At 46.8% G+C, this 20,849-nt stretch carries 21 protein-coding genes and 3 tRNA genes; 21 read left to right on the forward strand and 3 right to left on the reverse strand.

Translation table 11 applies throughout. The features are described 5' to 3' along the window. The first annotated feature begins 193 nt into the window (after positions 1–193). The 7 genes from budA (at position 194) to RDW05_RS03020 (ending at position 6,881) form a co-directional block, all read left to right on the forward strand. Positions 194–919, forward strand: coding sequence for an acetolactate decarboxylase (budA, locus tag RDW05_RS02990; RefSeq protein ID WP_307977791.1), 726 nt, complete (start codon positions 194–196; stop codon positions 917–919). A gap of 36 nt (positions 920–955) precedes the next feature. Continuing rightward, entirely contained in the window at positions 956–1,855 is a 900-nt protein-coding gene (gene ttdA, locus RDW05_RS02995; protein WP_293725162.1) for a L(+)-tartrate dehydratase subunit alpha, read from the forward strand. Next, positions 1,855–2,481: a L(+)-tartrate dehydratase subunit beta gene (gene ttdB / locus RDW05_RS03000; protein WP_210683980.1), complete on the forward strand. Its 627-nt coding sequence runs from the start codon at positions 1,855–1,857 to the stop codon at positions 2,479–2,481. The genes ttdA and ttdB overlap by 1 nt, the downstream gene beginning before the upstream one ends. 42 nt (positions 2,482–2,523) lie before the next feature. Further along, positions 2,524–3,051, forward strand: a complete 528-nt coding sequence (gene ilvN, locus RDW05_RS03005) for an acetolactate synthase small subunit (protein WP_210683981.1) — start codon at positions 2,524–2,526, stop codon at positions 3,049–3,051. 17 nt (positions 3,052–3,068) lie between these two features. Next, positions 3,069–4,724 (forward strand): biosynthetic-type acetolactate synthase large subunit, encoded by a 1,656-nt coding sequence (gene ilvB, locus RDW05_RS03010; protein WP_307977792.1) that lies wholly within the window; start codon positions 3,069–3,071, stop codon positions 4,722–4,724. Positions 4,725–4,835: 111 nt separating this feature from the next. After that, positions 4,836–6,215 carry a lipase family protein gene (locus RDW05_RS03015; RefSeq protein WP_307977793.1) on the forward strand — a complete coding sequence of 460 codons (1,380 nt, stop codon included), beginning with the start codon at positions 4,836–4,838 and terminating at the stop codon, positions 6,213–6,215. Between the two features lie 27 nt (positions 6,216–6,242). Continuing rightward, positions 6,243–6,881, forward strand: coding sequence for a uracil-DNA glycosylase (locus RDW05_RS03020; RefSeq protein ID WP_307977794.1), 639 nt, complete (start codon positions 6,243–6,245; stop codon positions 6,879–6,881). Between the two features lie 74 nt (positions 6,882–6,955). Here the strand turns inward: RDW05_RS03020 and RDW05_RS03025 are convergent, their stop codons facing one another. Continuing rightward, complete coding sequence (locus RDW05_RS03025) at positions 6,956–8,512, reverse strand: ABC-F family ATP-binding cassette domain-containing protein (RefSeq protein ID WP_210683985.1); 1,557 nt, start codon at positions 8,510–8,512, stop codon at positions 6,956–6,958. An 84-nt stretch (positions 8,513–8,596) separates the two neighbouring features. On the opposite strand from RDW05_RS03025, the gene RDW05_RS11650 reads away from it, so the two are divergent. The 12 genes from RDW05_RS11650 (at position 8,597) to RDW05_RS03080 (ending at position 17,934) form a co-directional block, all read left to right on the forward strand. Further along, positions 8,597–8,674, forward strand: a complete 78-nt coding sequence (locus RDW05_RS11650) for a putative holin-like toxin (RefSeq protein ID WP_222859551.1) — start codon at positions 8,597–8,599, stop codon at positions 8,672–8,674. 157 nt (positions 8,675–8,831) lie between these two features. Then, entirely contained in the window at positions 8,832–9,296 is a 465-nt protein-coding gene (locus RDW05_RS03030) for a YhcH/YjgK/YiaL family protein (RefSeq protein ID WP_293850126.1), read from the forward strand. 169 nt (positions 9,297–9,465) lie between these two features. Further along, positions 9,466–9,541, forward strand: a tRNA-Asn gene (locus RDW05_RS03035). 3 nt (positions 9,542–9,544) lie between these two features. Then, a tRNA-Glu gene (locus RDW05_RS03040) sits at positions 9,545–9,619 on the forward strand. Between the two features lie 5 nt (positions 9,620–9,624). Further along, positions 9,625–9,700 (forward strand) — tRNA-Val (locus RDW05_RS03045). A gap of 543 nt (positions 9,701–10,243) precedes the next feature. After that, the gene (gene sufC / locus RDW05_RS03050; RefSeq protein WP_009145555.1) at positions 10,244–10,996 is read left to right on the forward strand and encodes a Fe-S cluster assembly ATPase SufC; all 753 of its coding nucleotides are present in this window, start codon (positions 10,244–10,246) and stop codon (positions 10,994–10,996) included. Positions 10,997–11,010: 14 nt separating this feature from the next. Then, positions 11,011–12,417, forward strand: coding sequence for a Fe-S cluster assembly protein SufB (sufB, locus tag RDW05_RS03055; RefSeq protein WP_009145554.1), 1,407 nt, complete (start codon positions 11,011–11,013; stop codon positions 12,415–12,417). Positions 12,418–12,428: 11 nt separating this feature from the next. Beyond that, entirely contained in the window at positions 12,429–13,532 is a 1,104-nt protein-coding gene (locus RDW05_RS03060; RefSeq protein ID WP_307977795.1) for a SufD family Fe-S cluster assembly protein, read from the forward strand. Next, a complete protein-coding gene (locus tag RDW05_RS03065; RefSeq protein WP_293725152.1) occupies positions 13,522–14,757 on the forward strand; it encodes an aminotransferase class V-fold PLP-dependent enzyme in 1,236 nt (411 codons plus the stop codon). The genes RDW05_RS03060 and RDW05_RS03065 overlap by 11 nt, the downstream gene beginning before the upstream one ends. Then, positions 14,747–15,178, forward strand: a complete 432-nt coding sequence (gene sufU / locus RDW05_RS03070) for a Fe-S cluster assembly sulfur transfer protein SufU (RefSeq protein WP_293725151.1) — start codon at positions 14,747–14,749, stop codon at positions 15,176–15,178. The genes RDW05_RS03065 and sufU overlap by 11 nt, the downstream gene beginning before the upstream one ends. A gap of 141 nt (positions 15,179–15,319) precedes the next feature. After that, positions 15,320–16,519 carry an HD domain-containing protein gene (locus tag RDW05_RS03075; protein WP_293810988.1) on the forward strand — a complete coding sequence of 400 codons (1,200 nt, stop codon included), beginning with the start codon at positions 15,320–15,322 and terminating at the stop codon, positions 16,517–16,519. A gap of 179 nt (positions 16,520–16,698) precedes the next feature. Then, positions 16,699–17,934, forward strand: a complete 1,236-nt coding sequence (locus tag RDW05_RS03080) for a Glu/Leu/Phe/Val dehydrogenase (protein WP_304242311.1) — start codon at positions 16,699–16,701, stop codon at positions 17,932–17,934. A 165-nt stretch (positions 17,935–18,099) separates the two neighbouring features. Here RDW05_RS03080 and RDW05_RS03085 read toward each other — a convergent pair whose 3' ends face one another. Both RDW05_RS03085 and RDW05_RS03090 read right to left on the reverse strand, forming a co-directional pair. After that, positions 18,100–18,855 (reverse strand): TPM domain-containing protein, encoded by a 756-nt coding sequence (locus tag RDW05_RS03085; RefSeq protein ID WP_307977796.1) that lies wholly within the window; start codon positions 18,853–18,855, stop codon positions 18,100–18,102. A 41-nt stretch (positions 18,856–18,896) separates the two neighbouring features. Then, positions 18,897–19,448 carry a LemA family protein gene (locus RDW05_RS03090; protein WP_293827618.1) on the reverse strand — a complete coding sequence of 184 codons (552 nt, stop codon included), beginning with the start codon at positions 19,446–19,448 and terminating at the stop codon, positions 18,897–18,899. A 523-nt stretch (positions 19,449–19,971) separates the two neighbouring features. Here RDW05_RS03090 and RDW05_RS03095 point away from each other — a divergent pair. Both RDW05_RS03095 and RDW05_RS03100 read left to right on the forward strand, forming a co-directional pair. Next, positions 19,972–20,286, forward strand: coding sequence for a helix-turn-helix domain-containing protein (locus RDW05_RS03095; protein ID WP_293827616.1), 315 nt, complete (start codon positions 19,972–19,974; stop codon positions 20,284–20,286). 145 nt (positions 20,287–20,431) lie between these two features. Next, complete coding sequence (locus tag RDW05_RS03100) at positions 20,432–20,845, forward strand: CtsR family transcriptional regulator (protein WP_304271462.1); 414 nt, start codon at positions 20,432–20,434, stop codon at positions 20,843–20,845. Positions 20,846–20,849: the final 4 nt, after the last annotated feature.

Here is a 20,849-nt window from a genome sequence, read left to right on the forward strand (position 1 = left end):
TATAAATCTCCTTTATAGAAACATTAATTCTATAAAATTGATTATACACTAGATTGATGTTATAGTAAAGGCAGGTCAAGAAAGACTGCTACTGAAGTGCAATATAACTACATACAGCCCTTGTGATGTACGTGATTTAGAGCACGACTACAGGAAAGTCTTGAATAGATAAAAAACATAAGGAGGTCAGAGGATGGCTTTTATGTATCAGGTATCAACCCTGCAGGCTTTGGCCAAGGGCGATTTTTATGGTAATGCAACAATTGAAGAGCTGCTTGCCAACGGCGATATAGGCTTAGGTACCTTTGAAGCGGTTGACGGTGAAATGATTGTGCTCGATGGTATTTGTTATCGGGCAAAAGCAGATGGTACAGTAGAGATTGCTGCTGCAAACGCTGCGACGCCGTTTGCTTCTGTGACATATCTCAATAAGGAGCTTACGTTTGACTTAAAGAACATCGCTGATATGAGCGGCCTTTTGGCTAAGCTGGACGATGTTGTCAAGACTCATGGTGAGAACAACATCTACGCTTGCCGTATAGATGGGTATTTTAACGAAATTTACGCGCGTTCTGAAAAGAAGCAGCATAGCGAGCCTTATAAAACATTTGCTAAGGTTTTGGAAACAGATCAGCGTGAGTTTGAATTTAAAAATGTCAGCGGCAGTCTTGCTTGTGTATATTTTCCGCAATATATGGACGGCTTGAATGTTGCAGGCTGGCATGTACATTTTATATCGGATGACAGAACGATGGGCGGTCATGTTTTTAACTGCTCTCTGCAAGAAGGCAAGGCTTATATGGGCAGGAGCGAAGGCTTTACCTTCCTGGTTCCGAAAACAAAGTTTTTCCAAAAGCTTACTCTTACTGATGTTTCCAAGGAGGAAATCGAAAGTGTGGAGAAAGCAGGCAATAAATAATAAATTTGCAGCCGATGCTGCGTATGGAGGGTAAAAATGGATAAGCAAGAACAAGTTGAACAATTAACAAACTATGTAGCACATTTTGTAGCGCACACCGCTAAGGTTTTACCTGACGATGTTATCGCTAAACTGGATGAACTGGCAGAAAAGGAAGACAGCCCGCTGTCTAAAACTATCTACCAGACTATGAAGCTGAACCAGAAGCTGGCGAAGGAGCTGAACCGTCCCAGCTGCCAGGATACCGGCGTTATGCAATTTGTAGTAAGATGCGGCACCAATTTCCCACTGATTAACGAGCTGGAGGTACTGCTGAAGGAAGCTGTTTTCCGTGCAACTCAGCAAGCTCCGCTGCGTCATAACAGTGTAGAAACCTTTGATGAATATAACACCGGCAAAAATGTCGGTACCGGTACTCCTACTATTTTTTGGGAGATTGTGCCGAACAGCGATGAATTAGATCTGTACACTTATATGGCTGGCGGCGGCTGCAGCCTGCCCGGTAAAGCAATGGTACTGATGCCCGGTGCCGGTTATGAAGGCGTAACCAGATTCGTGCTGGACGTTATGACCTCCTATGGCCTGAATGCCTGCCCGCCGCTTCTGGTAGGCGTTGGCGTCGGTACTTCTGTAGAAGTAGCTGCTCTGCATGCAAAGAAAGCGCTGATGCGTCCGATTGGCAGCCATAACCCGAACAAGAACGCTGCACTTTTGGAGCAGTTGCTGGAGGATGGCATCAATAAAATCGGCCTTGGTCCTCAAGGCCTGGGCGGCAAATATTCCGTTATGGGCGTGAACGTAGAAAATTCTGCACGTCATCCGTCTGTAATCGGTGTTGCTGTAAACGTTGGCTGCTGGTCTCATCGTCGCGGCCACATCGTATTCGATAAAAACTTAAACTACAAAATTCTTTCTCATAGCGGGGTGACTTTATAATGTACGAAGTAATTGATGGCAAAAAGGTTTTGACTACTCCTGTAAGCGCAGAAGATTTAAAAAATATTCATATTGGCGATATTGTTTATCTGAACGGTGACATTACCACCTGTCGTGACGTTGCACATCGCCGTGTCGTAGAATATGGCCGTGAGCTGCCTGTTGATGTTAAGGATAAAGCAATTCTGCACGCCGGTCCGATTATTCGTCCCTTGGGCGATGACAAATTTGAAATGGTATCTGTTGGTCCTACCACCAGCATGCGCATGGAAAAATTTGAGAAAGAGTTCGTTGAAAAAACCGGTGTCCGCGTTATCGTCGGCAAAGGTGGTATGGGTCCCAACACTGAATATGCCTGCAAAAATTTTGGCGCTATTCACTGCGTATTTCCTGCAGGCAACGCTGTTGTGGCAGCAACTGAGGTACAGGAAATCGTTGACGCAAACTGGCGTGAACTGGGTATGCCGGAAACTCTGTGGAGCTGCCATGTGAAAATGTTTGGCCCGCTGATTGTTTCTATCGACAGCTATGGCAGAAACTTTTTTGAAGAGCAAAAAGTAATCTATAACCAACGCAAGGAAGAAGTATATAACGAGATTATTCCACACGTTAAATTTATTAAATAAAGATAAAATAGCTGTGGATTTATCAGATTCAGGAGAAAAGAAATGAAACAGATATTATCTATTGTCGCACACAATCGTCCTGGTGTGTTAATGAGGGTTACGGGACTGATTTCCCGCCGTGGCTATAATATTGACAGCTTAACCAGTGGCAGTACACAGGATCCGGAATATGCACGTATGACAATTGTATTGGATGCGGACGAGCTGACAATCGAGCAGGTCTGCAAGCAATTGGCAAAGCTCAGCGAGGTAGAGCGCATTAAGGTGCTGCATCGTGAAACGAGCGCACTGCGCAGTATGCTGTTGGTCAAGGTACACGCCGGCGAAAAGCAAATGGAGGTGCTGCAATTAGCAACAGCCTTCCGTTCCCATGCTATTGATGTTACCGGCAACAGCATGACCTTTGTCAACACCGGTGATGAAGGCAAGCTGTGCGCCTTTGCAAATGCTCTGCGCCGTTATGGTATTGTCGAAATGGTGCAGACGGGAATCGTTGCTTTAGAACGTGGCGATGAAGCATTGGAGGTCAAAGAATCACGCTATGAATGGCCTCATGCCGAAGAAGCGTAAGAAAGGAGTATAACACTATGCAACTTACTGGTGCTGAAGTTATGGTGAAATGCCTTGAGGAAGAAGGCGTTTCTACAATTTTTGGTTATCCCGGTGGTGCTATACTGCCGTTTTACAACGCTCTGCGTGATGTAAAAAATATTAAGCATGTACTGACAGCGCATGAACAGGGAGCAGCACACGCTGCTGATGGCTATGCACGTGCCAGCGGCAAGGTTGGCGTGTGCTGTGCTACCTCCGGTCCCGGTGCGACGAATCTCGTAACAGGTCTGGCGAATGCATTTCTTGATTCTATTCCTGTAGTGGCTATTACCGGACAGGTAAAAAGCAGCATGATCGGTCATGATGCCTTCCAGGAGGTAGATATTACCGGTATTACTATGCCGATTACCAAGCAAAATTTTCTGGTCAATAAGCCGGAAGAATTGGCACAGACCATGCGCCTGGCTTTTCAGATGGCGAAAAGCGGTCGTCCGGGCCCTGTGCTTGTAGATGTAGCGCATGATGTGCAGACGAGCATGATGGAATATCATGCAAGCAAGCTACGTGAGCTGCCTGTCGCTATGCCGCAAAAGGAACTTGTTGCTGCAGCTGTAGCTGCGCTGAACAAGGCTAAACGTCCTGTGATGCTTGTTGGCGGCGGTGTAGCTATCTCCGGTGCGGAATACGAAGCTGTGCATCTTTGTGAAAAAATGCATCTGCCTGTAGCCAGCACGCTGATGGGCTTGGGTTGCATCAGCTCTTATCGCGAGCAGTTTTTGGGCATGAGCGGCCTGCACGGACACGAACGTGCGAACCGTGCTATTGCTAACGCTGATGTAGTGCTGGCAGTTGGTACACGCTTTAATGACCGTGTAACCGGTGACCGTGATAAATACAGCGCGCATAAAACGATTATCCATATTGATATTGATCCTGCTGAATTAAACAAGAATATTGAGAGCAGCATTGATATTGCCGGTGATATGCGAACTATCCTGAAAATGCTCGATAAGGGCTGTAAATCTCATGATATAAAAGCATGGTGGGATACAATTATGACCTGGCCGAGCATGGATGAGGATTATGGAAATAATACTGCGCCGCTCTTTATTGAAGCGCTGAACCCGCTCTTAAAGGGTAAGGATTATTTTGTTGCTACTGATGTAGGTCAGCATCAGATGTTTACGGCACAACATTTGAAGGTGGAATATGCACGTCAGCTGATTACCAGCGGCGGACTGGGAACAATGGGGTTTGGTCTGCCTGCCGCTATGGGCGCAAAATTTGCCTGCCCGGATAAAAAGGTTATTTGTATCAGCGGTGACGGCGGCTATAAAATGACCGGCAGCGAGCTGTTTACATTAGCAAGCAATAATGTTCCTGTAGTTTCCGTTGTTTTCAATAACAGCGGCTTGGGTATGATTCGTCAGCTGCAGACTGTACAGTTCAATAAACGTTTTATGGCTTGTGAATGTCCCGGTTACGTTGACTTTGTTAAATATGCGGAAGCCTTCGGTTTGGAAGGTGAGCATGTTACAACACCGGAAGATTTTGCAGCTGCTGTAAAGCGTGGTTTAGATAAGGACCATACCTATGTAATTGAGGTTGATATCAATCCTAAGGATATGGTAGTACCGATGGTTGCTCCCGGTAAAGGCGTGGATGAATTTGTCCAAGGCCTTGGAGAATAATTGTAAGGCAAGCATATAACAGTATATATAAAGTAAAGGTCCGAATCTCTTCAAGAGGTTCGGACTTTTGTGTTATAATAATAGCAATGGTATGTTACAAGGAGGTGCAGCATGCTTAAGCTTATGCGTTTACTTACAATTGTATGCTTATTTTTCGGCTTGGGTACAATGACGTATGCAGCGTCACCTAATCCGGTAAGTTCTGCCTACGTGCAGAGTTATTTTACAACAATTGCGGCAGCATCCTGTCTTGGGGTTTATCTGCCGCATACTTCTCAGGAGTTTGATTATCTGCGCAGCTATGGTTGGCAGATTGAAAGCCAGCAGGGAAATGATGGCAAGGTGGAATTGAATTATGCTGTAGCCAAAAATTATTTTCCGCAAGTTAATAAGCAAATATATCTGGTAACCTTTCGCGGTAGTGCCAGCAAGAGCGATTGGAAGATTAATCTGGAAACGAAAAAGGTAAATTACGGCGGTTCAACATTGGCGGAGATGCAGGAGCTGGCAGCGCAGCCTGTGCTTAAAGATGGGCCGGCGGTGCATGCAGGCTTCAATAGCTATGTCGATGCAGTACTGCGCAGCGGTGTAGTTGATGAAAATGGCAAGCTACGTGGACTTTTTAAGCGCGTAAGCGAGGACCAGAATGCTTATCTGGTGCTTACAGGTCACAGTCTTGGCGGAGCTACAGCGACGCTTTTGGGCGAGCGTTTGGTGAGTCTGGGACTGCCAAAAGAAAAATTTCTTGTTATCACCTTTGGCGCTCCGGCGATTGGCAACAGCGTATTTGCAGAGCAGTACGGTAATAAGATTAAGCTTGTGCGTATCAGTAACACAGCGGATCCTGTTCCCGGCAGCCTGCAGACGTTTTTCGGCGGCTATAAGCAGTTTGGCGAGCCTGTGAAGTACAGCCTTTCCAATAAAATCAGCAATCTGCAGCATGCTATGGCTATGTATTTTGATTACAGCCTCAGCGAATACTATAAAGAGCGTGACAGACAGATAAGCATGGGAAGATTGGAGCCTGTTACAGATAGAAAAATTACGCAGCAGCCGGTGGTTGCGGTTTGGGTAAATACTTCCGACAGCTTGAAAAAACTGGCCTATGTAACGGATATCAAGCGTTTTGTGCTTGACGAATATCGCAAAATGCTGCCAAGCTATATTATTATGGAACGCAATCTGCCTAAGGATGCCTACACAACGCAGGATTTGCTGAAGCTCAGCAGGGATGCCGGTGCAGAATATATGCTCGTCTGCGGAATAGAAGGTAATCAGGCACCGAAGGAGGGCTATTGGTATCTGACGCTGGAGCAAGGGTTGTTTGATAAAAATGGGCGCATGCTGACGATTGGCGCTTTCGGACGCAAGGTATCGCCGGCTGTCGGCAATATCCAGGCTGCGGGTGAGAACCTATGGCAGGCACGCGAAGCCCTGTGCGAGCATTTGCCGTTTATTGTAACGCAGCATGAAGCTAACTTGGGATATTAGCATAGAAAAATTGTGGAGGATAAGGATATGGATTTAAGTGAATTAGAAGGGGAGCTGGCGCAATGTCAAGCCTGCCCTTTGCGCAATGATGCCATTGCGCCTGTAGGCTGGTATGGTAATCCCGAAAGCCCGATTGTTTTTGTAGGGGAGGGACCCGGTCAGGTCGAGGATGATTACGGCTGTCCTTTAATAGGACCTTCCGGTCAATTGCTGGACAAGGCCTTGTGGGCAGCCAAGATGACGCGTGACAGAGTGTTGACTACGAATGTTATTAAATGCAGACCGAAAAATAACCGTACTCCGGATATTGCCGAAGGCGATTTTTGCGCCAAGCAGTGGCTGCAGCGGGAGCTGGAGATTATTCAGCCGAAGGTAATCGTGGCCTTGGGCAGCGTGGCGCTGCATTGTCTGGGACGTCCCGATATGCGCATTACGCGCGACCGCGGTATGTGGTTCCGCACGGAGCAGGGCTTTGACTGCATTGCTACCTACCATCCGGCGTATTTGCTGCGTCAGTACGGCAAGCAGCTGGTAGCCTCCAAATGGGATGTGTTTCATGATTTGGAGGCAGCTCGCGAGCGTGCTGCACTTTTGGCGCCGGGGTATCAGTTTATGTCCGAGGAAAAGCCGGATTTGTTCAAGATTTTTAAGAAACGTGTACGCTGAAAAGCAGGCTATTGCAAGTAAAAAAGCGTTCTGCCGCAAAATTGCAGCAGAACGCTTTTTTTATGCTTACGATATTAAATAATCTTAGTGGTCCAGTCCTCGATGTTCCAAACCTTATCTACCCAGTCCTCGTAGAATTCCGGTTCATGGGAAACAAGCAGAACGCTGCCCTTGAATTCCTTCAGTGCACGCTTCAGCTCGTCTTTGGCGTCAACATCAAGATGGTTAGTAGGCTCGTCCAGTACCAGCCAGTTGACATCCTTCAGCATCAGTTTGCACAGGCGCACCTTGGCAGCCTCACCGCCGCTGAGTACGAAAACCTTACTGGTGATGTGCTCATTAGTCAGACCGCAGCCTGCAAGTGCAGCACGCACCTCGTAGTTGGTCAGGCCGGGATATTCGTTCCAAACATCATCGAGAGCAGTATTCTCGTTCTTTTCGCGTTCCTCCTGCTCAAAATAGCCGGGCTCCAGGAATTCACCCAGCTCAACCTTGCCGCTGACAGGCGGAATGATACCTAAAATGGTTTTCAGCAGGGTGGTTTTACCTAAGCCGTTGACACCGCGGATAGCGATTTTTTGTCCGCGCTCCAGATTAAAGGTAACAGGACGGGTGAGCGGGCTGTCATAGCCAAGCACCAAATCCTTTGCTTCTACGATGAAGCGGCTGGGAGTACGTGCTTCGGTGAATTTGAAGGTCGGCTTCAGCTTTTCACGCGGCTTTTCAATCATTTCCATCTTATCGAGCTTGCGTTGGCGGCTTTTTGCCATATTGGTGGTAGCAACGCGCGCCTTGTTGCGGGCGATGAAGTCCTCCAGCTTAGCAACCTCCTGCTGCTGGCGTTCGTAGGCTGCTGCCTTCTGGGATTGATAGATGGCGTACATTTCCTGGAATTTATCGTAGTCACCGCTGTAACGGGTAAGCTCGCAGTTTTCCAGATGATAGATAACATTGACAACCTTGTTGAGGAAGGGAATATCATGGGAAATCAAAATAAAGGCATGCTCATAGTTCTGCAGAAATTTGGTGAGCCATTCGATATGTTCAACGTCCAGATAGTTGGTAGGCTCGTCCAGCAGCAGAATTTGGGAGTTCTGCAGGAGCAGCTTAGTAAGCAGAACCTTGCTGCGCTGACCGCCGGAAAGCTCGCTGACGTCTTTATCAAGACCGATGCTGCCAAGACCGAGGCCGTTGGCAAATTCTTCGATTTTGCTGTCCAGGGAATAGAAACCGCTGTGCTCCAGCTCGGATTGGATTTCACCGACGGTATTCATCATTTTATCAAGCTCTTCGGGAGAAGCATCGCCCATTTTATCGTACAGCTCCAGCATCTGCTGCTCCATAGCATACATGCCGTCGAAGGCAGTGCGCAGAACCTCGCGGATAGTCATGCCCTTTTCCAGAGTGCTTTGCTGGTCCAGATAACCGACTGTGACCTTGCCGGGCCATTCAACCTTGCCTTCGTCAGGCAGTACGTGACCGGTTACGATATTCAAAAAGGTGGATTTGCCTTCACCGTTAGCGCCGACAAGACCGACGTGCTCACCGCGCAGGAGCTTAAAGGAAACGTTTTCTAAAATTTGGCGGCCGCCAAAGGAGTGGGAAACATTGGTGACATTTAAGTAGCTCATAAAAACCTCGCTTTATTAGTTTAGTTTTGGTATAATGATAATGGTCTGACGAACGTTGGCTGCCCCTCAAGGGAGGTGGGAGCTATGCGGGTGTACGAAGCCTTAAGTCTTATGATTGCTTTCGGCATTCTTGTTGCGACCATTATCTTGGCTTGTAAGTAACATTACAGAAAAGAAAAAGACCGACATATGACCGCCAGCCTTTTCTTCAATAAAACAATTTTTATGGGAAGAGCTGACGGAACCACTCGTCAGACCAACCTACATATATTATAACAATCAACAATGCTTTCGTCAACGATAGAGGAGGAAAATAATTATGCTGCAAGGAAATAAAAAAGATATTGAAAAACTGCTGCCGTATGTAAGTGAGCGTTTGCAAAAAGCACTGGCTTACGTTGCTGCGACTGATTTCAGCAAGGTAGAAAACGGTGAATATGAAATTGACGGACGTAATGTTTTCGCCCGCGTCAATACATATGATACCGAGCCTAAGGCTGAACGCCGTCCGGAAAAGCATAACGATTATATTGATGTACAGTTTGTTGCTCGCGGTGAGGAAGCAATTTGGTATACACCGCTGACAGCTGATTGTGTAGAAACAGAAAATAAAGCAGAAAAAGAGGACGTAATTTTTTACGCTGACCCGCAGGAGAAGAATTGCGCAGTATTAAATTCCGGTGATTTTGCAATTTTTTTCCCGTGGGAATTACACAGACCTAATTGTTCTGTAGAAAAAATCGCCAGCAACGTACAAAAAATCGTAGTTAAGGTGAAAGCCTGAAATACGCATGGTTGAGCGGTTTTTACTGCTTGAATAAAGCGGCGCAATGACCTTGAAAAACTTTTTCTGAAAAAATCATAAAAAAGTTCAAAAAAAGTGTTGACAAAAGAGTGTAGACTTAGTATAATAACACTCGTGATGTTGAGCAACACAAAACATCACAAAATATTCCCCGATAGTTCAGCCGGTAGAACACCTGACTGTTAATCAGGGCGTCGTAGGTTCGAGTCCTACTCGGGGAGCCACCTGGCCGGTTGGTCAAGCGGTTAAGACACCGCCCTTTCACGGCGGTATCGGGGGTTCGATTCCCCCACCGGTCACCAAATACGGGCGCTTAGCTCAGCTGGGAGAGCGTCTGCCTTACAAGCAGAATGTCAGCGGTTCGATCCCGTTAGCGCCCACCACGTAAATTCAGCACTTCATGTAAATGGAGTGCTTTTTTTCGTTATGTAGCTAAATTGCTGTCTGCCAATTAGCAGACATTAGCTGCGTATAGTTTTATTATAATCGATAACAGGATGCGAAGCTGAGGTATATGCTTGCGCATCCTGTTTTACTTTGGAGAGTTTGCAAAGCTTGCCGGAGGGCTTTAATTTAGTAATCGATTTAACCGAATTTTTGCTACTGCGCTTCGATTTGTATTTTTTTCTGCATTTTTTCCGGACAAATTTTTTCTAGACAGTGAATTTGGCTGTTTTGACCATAAATTTTCCAGTCTCACTATAAATTTTCCTGAAAATATTATATAATAAGAAGAATGCTGTTAAAAGGCATTTTTAAGTGCACTGTATTGCAAAATATTTGCAAATTGTAGGCGTATATTTTCATTAAGCGCTTGCATAGTGCGAGAAATAATTTTATAATAGGGTATGGAATTCATACTAGAAATGTGGGAATTAAAATTTTGAGAAGCAGTTCTTCCGGATTGCTTCGATTGGAGGATAAAAATGGCAGAGAATTTATTAGAGGTAAGAAATCTCGTAGTCAATGTAGAGGACAAAGAGATTCTGCATAATATTAATCTTGATATTAAGCCGGGTGAAACTCATGTGCTTATGGGACCTAACGGTGCAGGCAAATCCACCTTGGGTTATGCGCTGATGGGTAATCCCAAATATACCGTAAAGGGTGGCAGCATTAATTTTGCCGGCGAAGACATTACCAAACTTGCCGTAGATAAACGCGCTAAGGCAGGTCTGTTCCTTTCCTTCCAGAATCCGCTGGAGGTTCCCGGCATCAGCCTGAGCAGCTTTTTGAAAACTGCTTTGGAGCAGCAGCGCGGTGTACGCATCAAGGCTTGGGATTTCCGTAAGGAGCTGCGTCAGGCAATGGCCTTGCTGCAGATGGACAGCAAATATGCCGAGCGTGACCTGAACACCGGCTTCAGCGGCGGCGAAAAGAAGAAGGCAGAAATTCTGCAGCTTTTGATGCTGAACCCCAAGCTGGCTATTCTGGACGAAACAGACAGCGGTTTGGACGTAGATGCGGTGAAGATTGTTTCTCAGGGTATCAAAACCTTCCAGGAGCATCGTCAGGGCGCATTGCTGATTATTACACATAATACTAAAATCCTGGATGCACTGCATGTTGACCACACTCATATTCTTGCTCAGGGACAGATTATCAAAAATGCAGGTCCGGAGCTGGTTGATGAAGTCAGCAAAAATGGCTTTGAAAAGTTTTTGCAGAATAAGGAATAACTGGTGGTAAAAAGATGGAAGAAAAAACCTATGTTGATGATATAGACAGAAGTCTTTACGACTTCCGTAACGAGGATAAGGACGCTTACCGCATTCAGGAAGGCCTGACACGTGAGATTGTTGAAAAAATTTCCCGTGAAAAGCATGATCCGGAATGGATGCTGGAATTCCGTCTGAAATCCCTGGATATTTATAATAAGCTGCAGGTGCCGAACTGGGGACCTTCGATTGATGGTCTGAATATGGATAACATCGTTACCTATGTACGTCCGAATACGAACATGCAGGGCAAATGGGAAGATGTTCCCGAAGATATTAAGGATACCTTTGATCGTCTGGGTATTCCCCAGGCAGAACAGAGCAGTCTGGCCGGTGTAGGCGCACAATATGATTCCGAGGTTGTCTATCATAATGTGCGTAAAGAGGTTGAAGAGCAGGGCGTTATTTATACTGATATGGAAAGCGCCTTGAATGGTCCGTATGCAGAAATGGTGCATGAGCATTTCATGAAGCTAGTGCCGCCTACCGACCATAAATTTGCGGCACTGCATGGCGCAGTGTGGTCCGGCGGCTCCTTTGTTTATGTACCGAAGGGAGTAAGCGTGGCTATTCCGCTGCAATCCTACTTCCGCTTAAATGCGAAGGGCGCAGGCCAGTTTGAGCATACGCTGATTATTGTTGACGAGGGCGCAGACCTGCACTTTATCGAAGGCTGCAGTGCGCCGAAATATAACGTTGCCAACCTGCATGCAGGCTGCGTTGAGCTGTTTATCGGCAAGAATGCTAAGCTGCGTTATTCTACGATTGAAAACTGGTCGAAGAATATGTATAACCTTAATACCAAGCGTGCCTTGGTTGAAGAGGGCGGTACTATTGAATGGGTTTCCGGCTCCTTCGGTTCCCACGTTTCCTATCTTTATCCGATGAGTATTTTGAACGGCACCGGCGCGCACAGTGAATTTACGGGCGTAACCTTTGCCGGTCACAGCCAGAATCTGGATACAGGCTGCAAAGTTGTACACAATGCACCGAAAACCACTAGTATTGTCAATACACGTTCTATTTCCAAGAGCGGCGGCATCAGCACCTTCCGCAGCAGTGTAGTTGTTACCAATAAGGCTAAGCAGGCCAAATCTTCTGTTTCCTGCCAAAGCCTGATGCTGGATAATATTTCCCGTTCTGATACTATTCCTGCTATTGATGTGCGTACTGCCGATGCGGATATCGGACATGAGGCAAAAATCGGCCGTATCAGTGACGATGCGGTGTTCTACCTGATGAGCCGCGGTATCAGCGAGGAAGAAGCGAGAGCAATGATTGTCAGCGGCTTCGCGGATAATGTTTCCAAAGAATTGCCGCTGGAGTACGCTGTTGAGATGAACAACCTTATCCGCCTGGAAATGCAGGGCAGTATAGGTTAAGGAGGAGCAGCATGATAGAAGAATTAGTAATTAATCAGTTGCCTGCTCCAACCTGGAACAGGTTAAAAATGAATGAAACGAGGCTGGCCGGCTTGGAGCTGCCGCAGGATAGCTGTGAACCGCGTGTAGCCTTGGAAGGCAGCGTTTGCCTGAATAAAAGCAAGGGCAGCAATTGCTGCGGCTGCAGCGAAAAGGCACAGTGCGCAGTACATGGCACTGATTTTGCCAAAATAGCAGGCGGCGTCGGTGAAGCAATTAGCAGTCTGGGCGAAGGCCAAAAGCTGCGTCTTGTTGCTGACGCAGGCAAGAGTGTAGCTGCTGTTACTCTGCGTTATGCCGATAATACAAGCTGCTATAATCAGATTGAAATCGAAGCTAAGCCCGGCAGTGATGTTACTGTGCTGATGACCTATATTTCTACAGCCCAGGCTAAAGGTCAGGCAAGCATTCAGACTAAGATAGACGTAGCTGCCGGTGCTAAGGTTAAGCTGGTGCAGGTGCAACTTTTAGGCAGAGACTTCCTGCATATCAACGACGTTGGCAGTGAGCTTGGCGATAATGCTGCCTTTGAGCTTTTGCAAATTCAGTTGGGTGCAGATAAAATTTACAACGGCGCACGCACGGAGCTTCTTGGTGAAAGCAGTGATTTCAAGGCTGCGATTGGCTACTACGGCCGCCATGGTCAGACTGTGGACATGAACTTTATTGCCAACCATTACGGCAAAAAGACTACCTGCGAAATGACTGCAGACGGCGTGCTGCAGGGTGGTGCCAAGAAGATTTACCGTGGCACGATTGATTTCAAAAACGGCAGTGCCGGTGCGATTGGCGATGAAAAGGAAACAGTATTGCTGTTGAGCGACGACGTGGTCAACCAGACGATTCCGCTGATTCTGTGCAGCGAGGAGGACGTGCAGGGCAACCATGGTGCCAGCATCGGCAAGCTTGATGACGAATTATTATTCTACCTGTGCAGCCGCGGCTTCAGTGAGCAGGAGGCTGTTGATATGATGGCCAAGGCGAAGATTGATGCCCTGTGCCGCAAGATTGATGACGAGGATACTGTACAATTGGTACAGCGTTATCTGGAAGGAGTGATGGCAGATGGTGAATGATAAGGATTTACTGTCCTTTGATTATAAAAAGGATTTCCCTTTGCTGGCAGCTAACGATGTTGCTTATTTGGACAACTCTGCTACCACACAAAAGCCTGCCTGCGTTATTGAGGCAGAGCGTGATTTTTATCTCAAACACAATGCTAATCCGTTGCGTGGCTTGTATGACCTGGCAATGCAGGCAACTGATATTTATGAAGATGCCCGTGTTGCTGTGCAGAAGTTCATCAATGCCAAAAGCGAGCAGGAAATTATTTTCACCCGCAATACTACGGAAAGCCTGAATCTGGTGGCATACAGCTATGGCCTGGCTAACCTTAAGCCCGGCGATGAAATCGTTACCACGATTATGGAGCATCACAGCAACATGCTGCCATGGCGCATGGTTGCGCAGCAGACCGGTGCTGTAGTAAAGTACATTGAATGTGCTGTTGACGGCAGCATCAGCGATGAGGCTATCGATGCTGCTGTAACCGAAAAAACTAAAATCGTAGCAATGGCAGAGGTTTCCAACGTTTTGGGACGCTTGAACCCGATTGCTAAGGCTATTGCCGCTGCGCATAAGGTTGGCGCTGTTGCTGTGATTGACGCAGCGCAGAGCGCACCGCATATGGCGATTGATGTGCAGAAAATGGATGCTGATTTTCTTGCCTTCAGCGGTCACAAGATGCTCGGACCTATGGGCATAGGCGTGCTGTACGGCAAGAAGGAGCTGCTGGAGGCTATGCCTCCGTTCCTGAGCGGCGGCGAGATGATTAGCTTTGTAAGTCGTGACGGCCAGGAATATGCACCGCTGCCGCATAAGTTTGAAGCAGGTACGGTAAATGCTGCCGGTGCTGCCGGACTGCATGCCGCTATCGAATATATCAACAGCATCGGCTTTGAGGTAATCGAAGCGCGCGAAGCAGCGCTGACGAAATTAGCTTTTGATGCCATGCAGAAGATTCCCGGTGTGCATATTATCGGCGGCAAGAGTGCAGAGGAGCACAAGGGTATTCTTACCTTTACGGTAGAAGGCGTGCATCCGCATGATATTGCTGCAATCCTTGATGCTGACGGCGTAAATGTACGTGCTGGCAATCATTGCGCTCAACCGCTGCTGGACCACCTTTGCACCGGTGCGACTGCCCGTGCAAGCTTGGCCTTCTATAATTCGGCAGCAGATGTAGAGCGCTTCATCAACAGCTTATCTACAATAAGGGAGAGAATGGGCTATGGCAGATAATAGAGCCTTTTATAATGAAATTTTAATCGACCACAATATGCATCCCGGTCATAAGCATGATTTGCCTGACGCAGACGTAGAGATGCGCGGCTACAACCCCAGCTGCGGTGATGATATCACCATGAAGCTGAAGCTTACTGACGGCGTTGTTGTCGACGGTGCCTTTCAGGGCAGCGGCTGTGCAATCAGCCAGGCAAGTGCTGACATGATGCTGGACCTGGTTATCGGCAAGAGTGAGGAAGAGGCTTTGCGCCTTGCTGATATTTTCCTGCGCATGATTAAGGGCACTGCCAGCGAGGAAGAGATTGACGAGCTGGAGGAAGCAGGTGTGCTGCAGGATGTATCCCACATGCCGGCGCGCGTTAAATGCGCCGTGCTTGGCTGGCATACACTGGAGCAGATGCTGGATAAAAAGGCATAAGTTAATTAACGGGCAGCTTTCGCACAGGCGGAGGCTGCCTTTTAATATATGCAGGTACAAAATAAAGTTATCGGCGTTCTTGCCAAAAGCTTGTTTTTGCTGTTAAATAAGAGTAGACGTGTTTATGAGGGAGATGAAGCAATGCTGACCAAAAGCTTTATTGAATTTTTATATGATGCAGCGCATATACAGCGCTGGAATGAGCATATCCGCCCCAGCGGCTTTACAGAGCTTGATAAGCAGGCTCACAAGATGATGATTATGTATGTGCTGGCCCGCCATGAGGAGGATGACCATGGTGCGCAGCTCAACTGGCGTCTGCTGATTGAGGGCGGCATTTTTGAGTTTTTGCAGCGTAACGTGCTGACTGATATCAAGCCGCAGATTTTCCATGAAATGATGCGTGTTTATGGCAAGGAGCTTAATGCCTGGGTTTATCAGGAGCTGCGGCGGCGGATTCCTGATATTCAGGAAGATTTTATGGAAAAAATGCAGCTTTATTTTGAGGACCCGCAATACTGCGCTATGGAAAAAAAGATTTTACGCGCTGCCCATTATCTGGCAACCAAATGGGAATTTGAGCTGATATATCACTTTAATGAGGGTATTTACGGCAGTGAGGATACCAAGGCTGTTATAGAAAACGAGCTGGAGGATCATTACGACTTGGCGGCAGTAAAGAAGCTGGCGCTGAAGGGTAAGAGCAGCAAGTTTATCGATCTTGTCGGCCAACTTCGCTTCCAAAAGCGTTGGGCGCAGTCGCCGCGTGTTCCTGAAACCTCTGTTATGGGGCATGTACTGTTGGTAGCGATTATGGGTTATTTTTGCGCAGTTAAGCTGGGAGCCTGTGATGAGCGTATCGTGGGCGATTTCCTCTGCGGCCTTTTCCACGATTTGCCGGAGGTGCTGACACGCGATATTATTTCACCGGTCAAACGCAGTGTACCGGGCCTTGATGAGCTGATTAAGCGTATGGAAGAGCGTATGGTAGCTGAAAAGATCCTGCCGCTCTTGCCTTATACCTGGCATGAGGATATTCTGTATTATACGCAGGATGAATTTTCCAATCGTGTCAGAATTGACGGCAAGGTAGTACATACGAGTATTGAAGAGATTAGCAGCAAGTACAACAAGCCGGGCTTCCATGCAATTGACGGCAGCGTGCTCAAAGGCTGCGATAATCTTTCGGCCTTTGTAGAGGTGTGGCTGTCGCGTCGCTATGGCATAACCTCCAAGCATATGGAGGAGGGCGAGCGGGCTATTCGCGAGCAGTACAAGAATAAAATTATTGGTGGAATTGATTTTGGCAGAGTATATGACGAGTTCCCTATAATAGACTAAAGTAAAACGCCGGCGGCTTCGCTGGCGTTTTTACTGTAAACAAAATGGTTTTGTAAGTAAAAAAGCTCTTAAATATAAGAAAAGTTACAAAAAATTCTGTAGACACTGAATAATGTACACGTTATAATAAAAGTACGGATATGGGGTTATATCCTTTTGGAAAGCAAGGAGGCTTGATTATGAATATTTTTGAAATGGCCCAAATTCCACTGAATAAAGCGATTGAGACAATGGAGCTTGATGCAGGCGCAGCAGCTATTATTGCGGTTCCAGAACGTACTTTGGAGGTTTCTATTCCTGTAAAAATGGATGACGGTACTACAAAAGTATTTACCGGCTATCGCAGCCAGCACAGCACAATCCTTGGCCCCGCAAAAGGCGGTGTACGCTATCATCAGAATGTAAGCATGGATGAGGTAAAGACGCTTGCCTTTTGGATGACCTGTAAATGTGCCGTAGCCGGTTTGCCCTATGGTGGCGGCAAGGGCGGTATTATCGTAGATCCGGCAAAGCTTTCAAAAGCTGAGCTTGAGCGTCTGACACGCGGTTATATAGATAAAATTGCACCGATTATCGGTGAAAAACGTGATATCCCGGCACCTGATATGAATACTAATGCTCAGATTATGGGATGGATGATGGATGAATACAGCAAGCTGAACGGTCAATATGAGCCTGGCTTTATTACAGGCAAGGCAATCAGCGTAGGCGGCTCCTTGGGACGTACTGCTGCTACCGGACGCGGCGTTGTTGTTGCAGCACTGGAAGCACTGAAGCTGAAAGGAATTCAGCCGCATGAGGCAACCGCTGCTGTGCAGGGCTTCGGCAATGTAGGCAGCTGGACTGCCAAGCTGTTCTGTGATGCAGGCGTTAAGGTTATTGCCTTGAGTGATGTTTACGGCGCTATCTTCAAAGCGGATGGCTTTGATTGCTATGATGTAGATGCATATGTCAAGAAAACAGGCAGCGTAATAGGCTATCCGGGCAGTAAAGCAATTAGCAATGCTGAGCTGTTGGCGATGGAGGTTACAGTGCTGGCGCCTTGCGCTATTGAGCTGCAGCTGACTATGGAGAATGCGGCGGCTGTACAGGCAAGCATTATCTGCGAGGGTGCAAACGGACCGACTACGCCGGAGGCTGACGATATTCTGGAGGCCAAAGGTGTTATGGTTATTCCTGATATTTTGGCCAACGGCGGCGGTGTAACCGTAAGCTATTTTGAATGGGTACAGAATCTGTACCGTTACTTCTGGCCGGAAGAAGAGGTTATTGAAAAGCAGAACGCATTGATGCGCAAGGCCTTTAAGGCTGTTTATGAAAAAGCTAAGCAGTATAATGTAACGCTGCGTGTTGCCGCTTACATTGTTGCGTTGGGCAGCCTGGAGGAAGCAATGAAAATCAGAGGCATGGTATAACTGCTGAATTTCGTTTAATAATATAAAATGAGATAAACTCCTGCCCGGGTATTGTGCCTTGGCAGGAGTTTTAGCATTGTGGCTGTATTGTCGGCTAACTGTAAAGTTAGCATAAAAAACTGCACCACCGAAAAGTGATGCAGTTGATTTGGTTTTATATTGCTTTTACCAGCTGCGGGACGAACCGCCGCCACCACCGCTGCCGCCGCCGAAGCCTCGGCCGCCTCCGCCGCCGCGCCCACCGCCGCGGAAAATCAGCAGCAGCAGGATGCGCGTAAAAAAGCCGCCAAGTAAAAGATTATCAACAATAAGAAAACCGATTACTCCCAAAGCAAACAGCAAATCATCCAGGCCGGAGCCTGTATTTTTTTGCGGTTGGGAAGCGGGAGCCTGATATTTCACCCCGCTCAGCTCCGTATTATAGCCTTGGGCAATTTTGGCTGCGGCAGCCTTATAGCCCTGCAAAATACCCTTGCTGTAATTACCGTCCTTGAAGTAAGGAATCATATACTGGTCCTGAATGCGGCCAGTGAGACCGTCAGGCAGCGAGCCCTCCAGGCCGTATCCTACTTCAATGCGTGAGCGTCTGTCCTTGACAGCGACGACGATGAGAGCACCATTGTTCTGCTCCTTGTTGCCAATGCCCCATTGACGCAGAACCTCCAGAGCGTAATCCTCAATAGGCTCGCCGTCGAGCGTGTTGATTGTCAGTACTGCCAGCTGCGCTGTTGTTTTGTTGTCCAGCTCGGCGCCTATGCTGAGTATTTGCTGCTTGTCCTCTTCAGAGATTACACCGGCGTAATCCTGTACGTAAATGCCGCTGCCCGCCGCCGGACGCGGCGGAATGGCGGGCGCGGCGCTGGCGTAAGCAGCAAAGAAGGTCTGCAGCAGAAGCAACAGGCAGATTATAAAACGTTTCATTATCATTCCTCCGTCAGCAGCTTGCAGCTAGCGGGATTAAATTAAAATTTAACCTGCGGAACCTTTTGCGCTGCTGCATCTGCCTTGAAGTAGTCTTTGGCAGTAAAGCCGCAGGCACCTGCGTATAAAGAGGTAGGCAGAGATTTAATTTTTGCGTTGTAGACTTGTACGGCATCGTTGTAATCCTTGCGTGCTACAGCGATACGGTTTTCTGTACCTGCCAGCTCATCCTGCAGCTGTTGGAAGTTGGTGTTGGCTTTCAGGTCAGGATAGTTTTCCGCAACAACTAAGAGACGGCTTAAGGCGCTGTTCATTTCGTTGTTGGCTGCAGTTGTTTCTGCTACGGTTTTGGCACCGCCCAGCTTAGCGCGGGCATCGGATACAGCCTTGAAAACCTCTGTTTCGTGGGCAGCATAGCCTTTAACAGTGTTTACCAGGTTGGGGATTAAATCGTTGCGGCGCTGTAGCTGGTTTTCTACCTGCGACCATTTGCCGGTAACATTTTCATTCATGCTTACAAGACCATTATAGCTGCTGAAAAACATAGCTGCCATAATGACAATAGCGGCGAGAACGCCTAAAATACCTTTCATTTGTATATCTCCTTTCGAAACAAACGGACTTTAGGCAGGCTTGTGATACCTGCTTTATTTTATTGTAAAAGAAAGTTTTGCTGCTGTCAATTTATGAAAAGTCAAAAAGGCAAATAAATTGCAAAACTATTGTGAAATTAAAAGTATTTATTTTGGCAGAGGCAGGAAAATAGAAAAATTATTTATAAAAGAAAGATGTTTTTTGTTTTCAAAGAATGAGAATAAGAGTGAGAAAAGTTTCAATGTAAATTAATTGCGTTAAAATATTAATTATTATTATTGCATAATGTCTTAAAGAGGTGTATTATATAACTAGGTTAATTGGAATAAGCATTCGTTAAAAGAACAATTGAAACGCAGATGAGGCGTTTGTTCCGAGAGAGGAGGAAGCACGGTAGGAAGGTGTTCTATGAGAATGTATTGTAAAATCATATAGTGTGCAGGTTATATAGTAGGTCGTTTTGCAAACATCAGGAGGTAGCTGGCATCACTATATCAGCAAATAGTTAGGGGATGAGCTAATATGGCAAAGCAAGTAGATTATAAGGCCGTTGGTTTGCGCATTAAGACCTTGCGCTTAAAGAACAATATTTATCAGACTGAATTAGCCAAAAATATAGGTGTATCACAAACACATATGAGTAATATTGAAAGTGGACGTGCTGGCCTGACTTTGGAAAATCTGGTTAAAATGACGAATATTTTCGATTGTGGTATTGATGAAATAGTATTTGGCGAAGAAAAAGCAAAGAAAGAGACTGCAGCGACTTCTCTGGAGAATTTTACCATGCAGGATATCGTGCAGGCTTTGCAGATGCTGAAGACTATTAAGGGTTAATCAATTTAATGTTAAAGATTGCCGTGACTGAGTATGGTTGCGGTAGTCTTTTTTTATATGCTTTTTTCTGCCATAGATTTTTCACTTGCCTAAAGTCGAAAAGTCAAATATAATATATTCAAATATATAATCAAGGTGAGTAACTATGAAAAATTTAGCGGATGCAATTGAAAGCTTTATTATAGGTGAATTGCTGCGTGAGCACGAGAATACTGTGCTTGTGCAGCGCAATGAGCTGGCCGAGCGTCTTTCCTGCGCTCCTTCGCAGATAAGCTATGTGCTCAGTACAAGGTTTACGCCGGAGCGTGGCTTTATGGTGGAATCGCGACGCGGCAGCGGCGGTTTTGTGCGAATAATACGCATGCAGCCTGCTGTAGAGACACCCAAGCCGCCTACGGCGATGCAGCTGGTGCAGCACTTGCAGCAGCAAAAGATGATTACGGCAAGAGAGGGCGCATTGCTGCAGTATATGCTGCAGATTATTGACGCCGATGAAGATAAGAAGAAGGAAATCTTGCAGCAGGCTGTAAGCTTGCTGCATAGTACCGGACGGAGGTGAAGCG

The sequence above is a fragment of the uncultured Phascolarctobacterium sp. genome (assembly GCF_902463975.1).
Classification (GTDB): Bacteria; Bacillota; Negativicutes; order Acidaminococcales; family Acidaminococcaceae; genus Phascolarctobacterium_A.

Bases quoted from the DNA above. Each gene is read 5' to 3' on its own strand.
- budA (WP_307977791.1), top strand. From the start codon at position 194: ATGGCTTTTATGTATCAGGTATCAACCCTGCAGGCTTTGGCCAAGGGC.
- ttdA (WP_293725162.1), top strand. From the start codon at position 956: ATGGATAAGCAAGAACAAGTTGAACAATTAACAAACTATGTAGCACAT.
- ttdB (WP_210683980.1), top strand. From the start codon at position 1,855: ATGTACGAAGTAATTGATGGCAAAAAGGTTTTGACTACTCCTGTAAGC.
- ilvN (WP_210683981.1), top strand. From the start codon at position 2,524: ATGAAACAGATATTATCTATTGTCGCACACAATCGTCCTGGTGTGTTA.
- ilvB (WP_307977792.1), top strand. From the start codon at position 3,069: ATGCAACTTACTGGTGCTGAAGTTATGGTGAAATGCCTTGAGGAAGAA.
- RDW05_RS03015 (WP_307977793.1), top strand. From the start codon at position 4,836: ATGCTTAAGCTTATGCGTTTACTTACAATTGTATGCTTATTTTTCGGC.
- RDW05_RS03020 (WP_307977794.1), top strand. From the start codon at position 6,243: ATGGATTTAAGTGAATTAGAAGGGGAGCTGGCGCAATGTCAAGCCTGC.
- RDW05_RS03025 (WP_210683985.1), bottom strand. From the start codon at position 8,512: ATGAGCTACTTAAATGTCACCAATGTTTCCCACTCCTTTGGCGGCCGC.
- RDW05_RS11650 (WP_222859551.1), top strand. From the start codon at position 8,597: ATGCGGGTGTACGAAGCCTTAAGTCTTATGATTGCTTTCGGCATTCTT.
- RDW05_RS03030 (WP_293850126.1), top strand. From the start codon at position 8,832: ATGCTGCAAGGAAATAAAAAAGATATTGAAAAACTGCTGCCGTATGTA.
- sufC (WP_009145555.1), top strand. From the start codon at position 10,244: ATGGCAGAGAATTTATTAGAGGTAAGAAATCTCGTAGTCAATGTAGAG.
- sufB (WP_009145554.1), top strand. From the start codon at position 11,011: ATGGAAGAAAAAACCTATGTTGATGATATAGACAGAAGTCTTTACGAC.
- RDW05_RS03060 (WP_307977795.1), top strand. From the start codon at position 12,429: ATGATAGAAGAATTAGTAATTAATCAGTTGCCTGCTCCAACCTGGAAC.
- RDW05_RS03065 (WP_293725152.1), top strand. From the start codon at position 13,522: ATGGTGAATGATAAGGATTTACTGTCCTTTGATTATAAAAAGGATTTC.
- sufU (WP_293725151.1), top strand. From the start codon at position 14,747: ATGGCAGATAATAGAGCCTTTTATAATGAAATTTTAATCGACCACAAT.
- RDW05_RS03075 (WP_293810988.1), top strand. From the start codon at position 15,320: ATGCTGACCAAAAGCTTTATTGAATTTTTATATGATGCAGCGCATATA.
- RDW05_RS03080 (WP_304242311.1), top strand. From the start codon at position 16,699: ATGAATATTTTTGAAATGGCCCAAATTCCACTGAATAAAGCGATTGAG.
- RDW05_RS03085 (WP_307977796.1), bottom strand. From the start codon at position 18,855: ATGAAACGTTTTATAATCTGCCTGTTGCTTCTGCTGCAGACCTTCTTT.
- RDW05_RS03090 (WP_293827618.1), bottom strand. From the start codon at position 19,448: ATGAAAGGTATTTTAGGCGTTCTCGCCGCTATTGTCATTATGGCAGCT.
- RDW05_RS03095 (WP_293827616.1), top strand. From the start codon at position 19,972: ATGGCAAAGCAAGTAGATTATAAGGCCGTTGGTTTGCGCATTAAGACC.
- RDW05_RS03100 (WP_304271462.1), top strand. From the start codon at position 20,432: ATGAAAAATTTAGCGGATGCAATTGAAAGCTTTATTATAGGTGAATTG.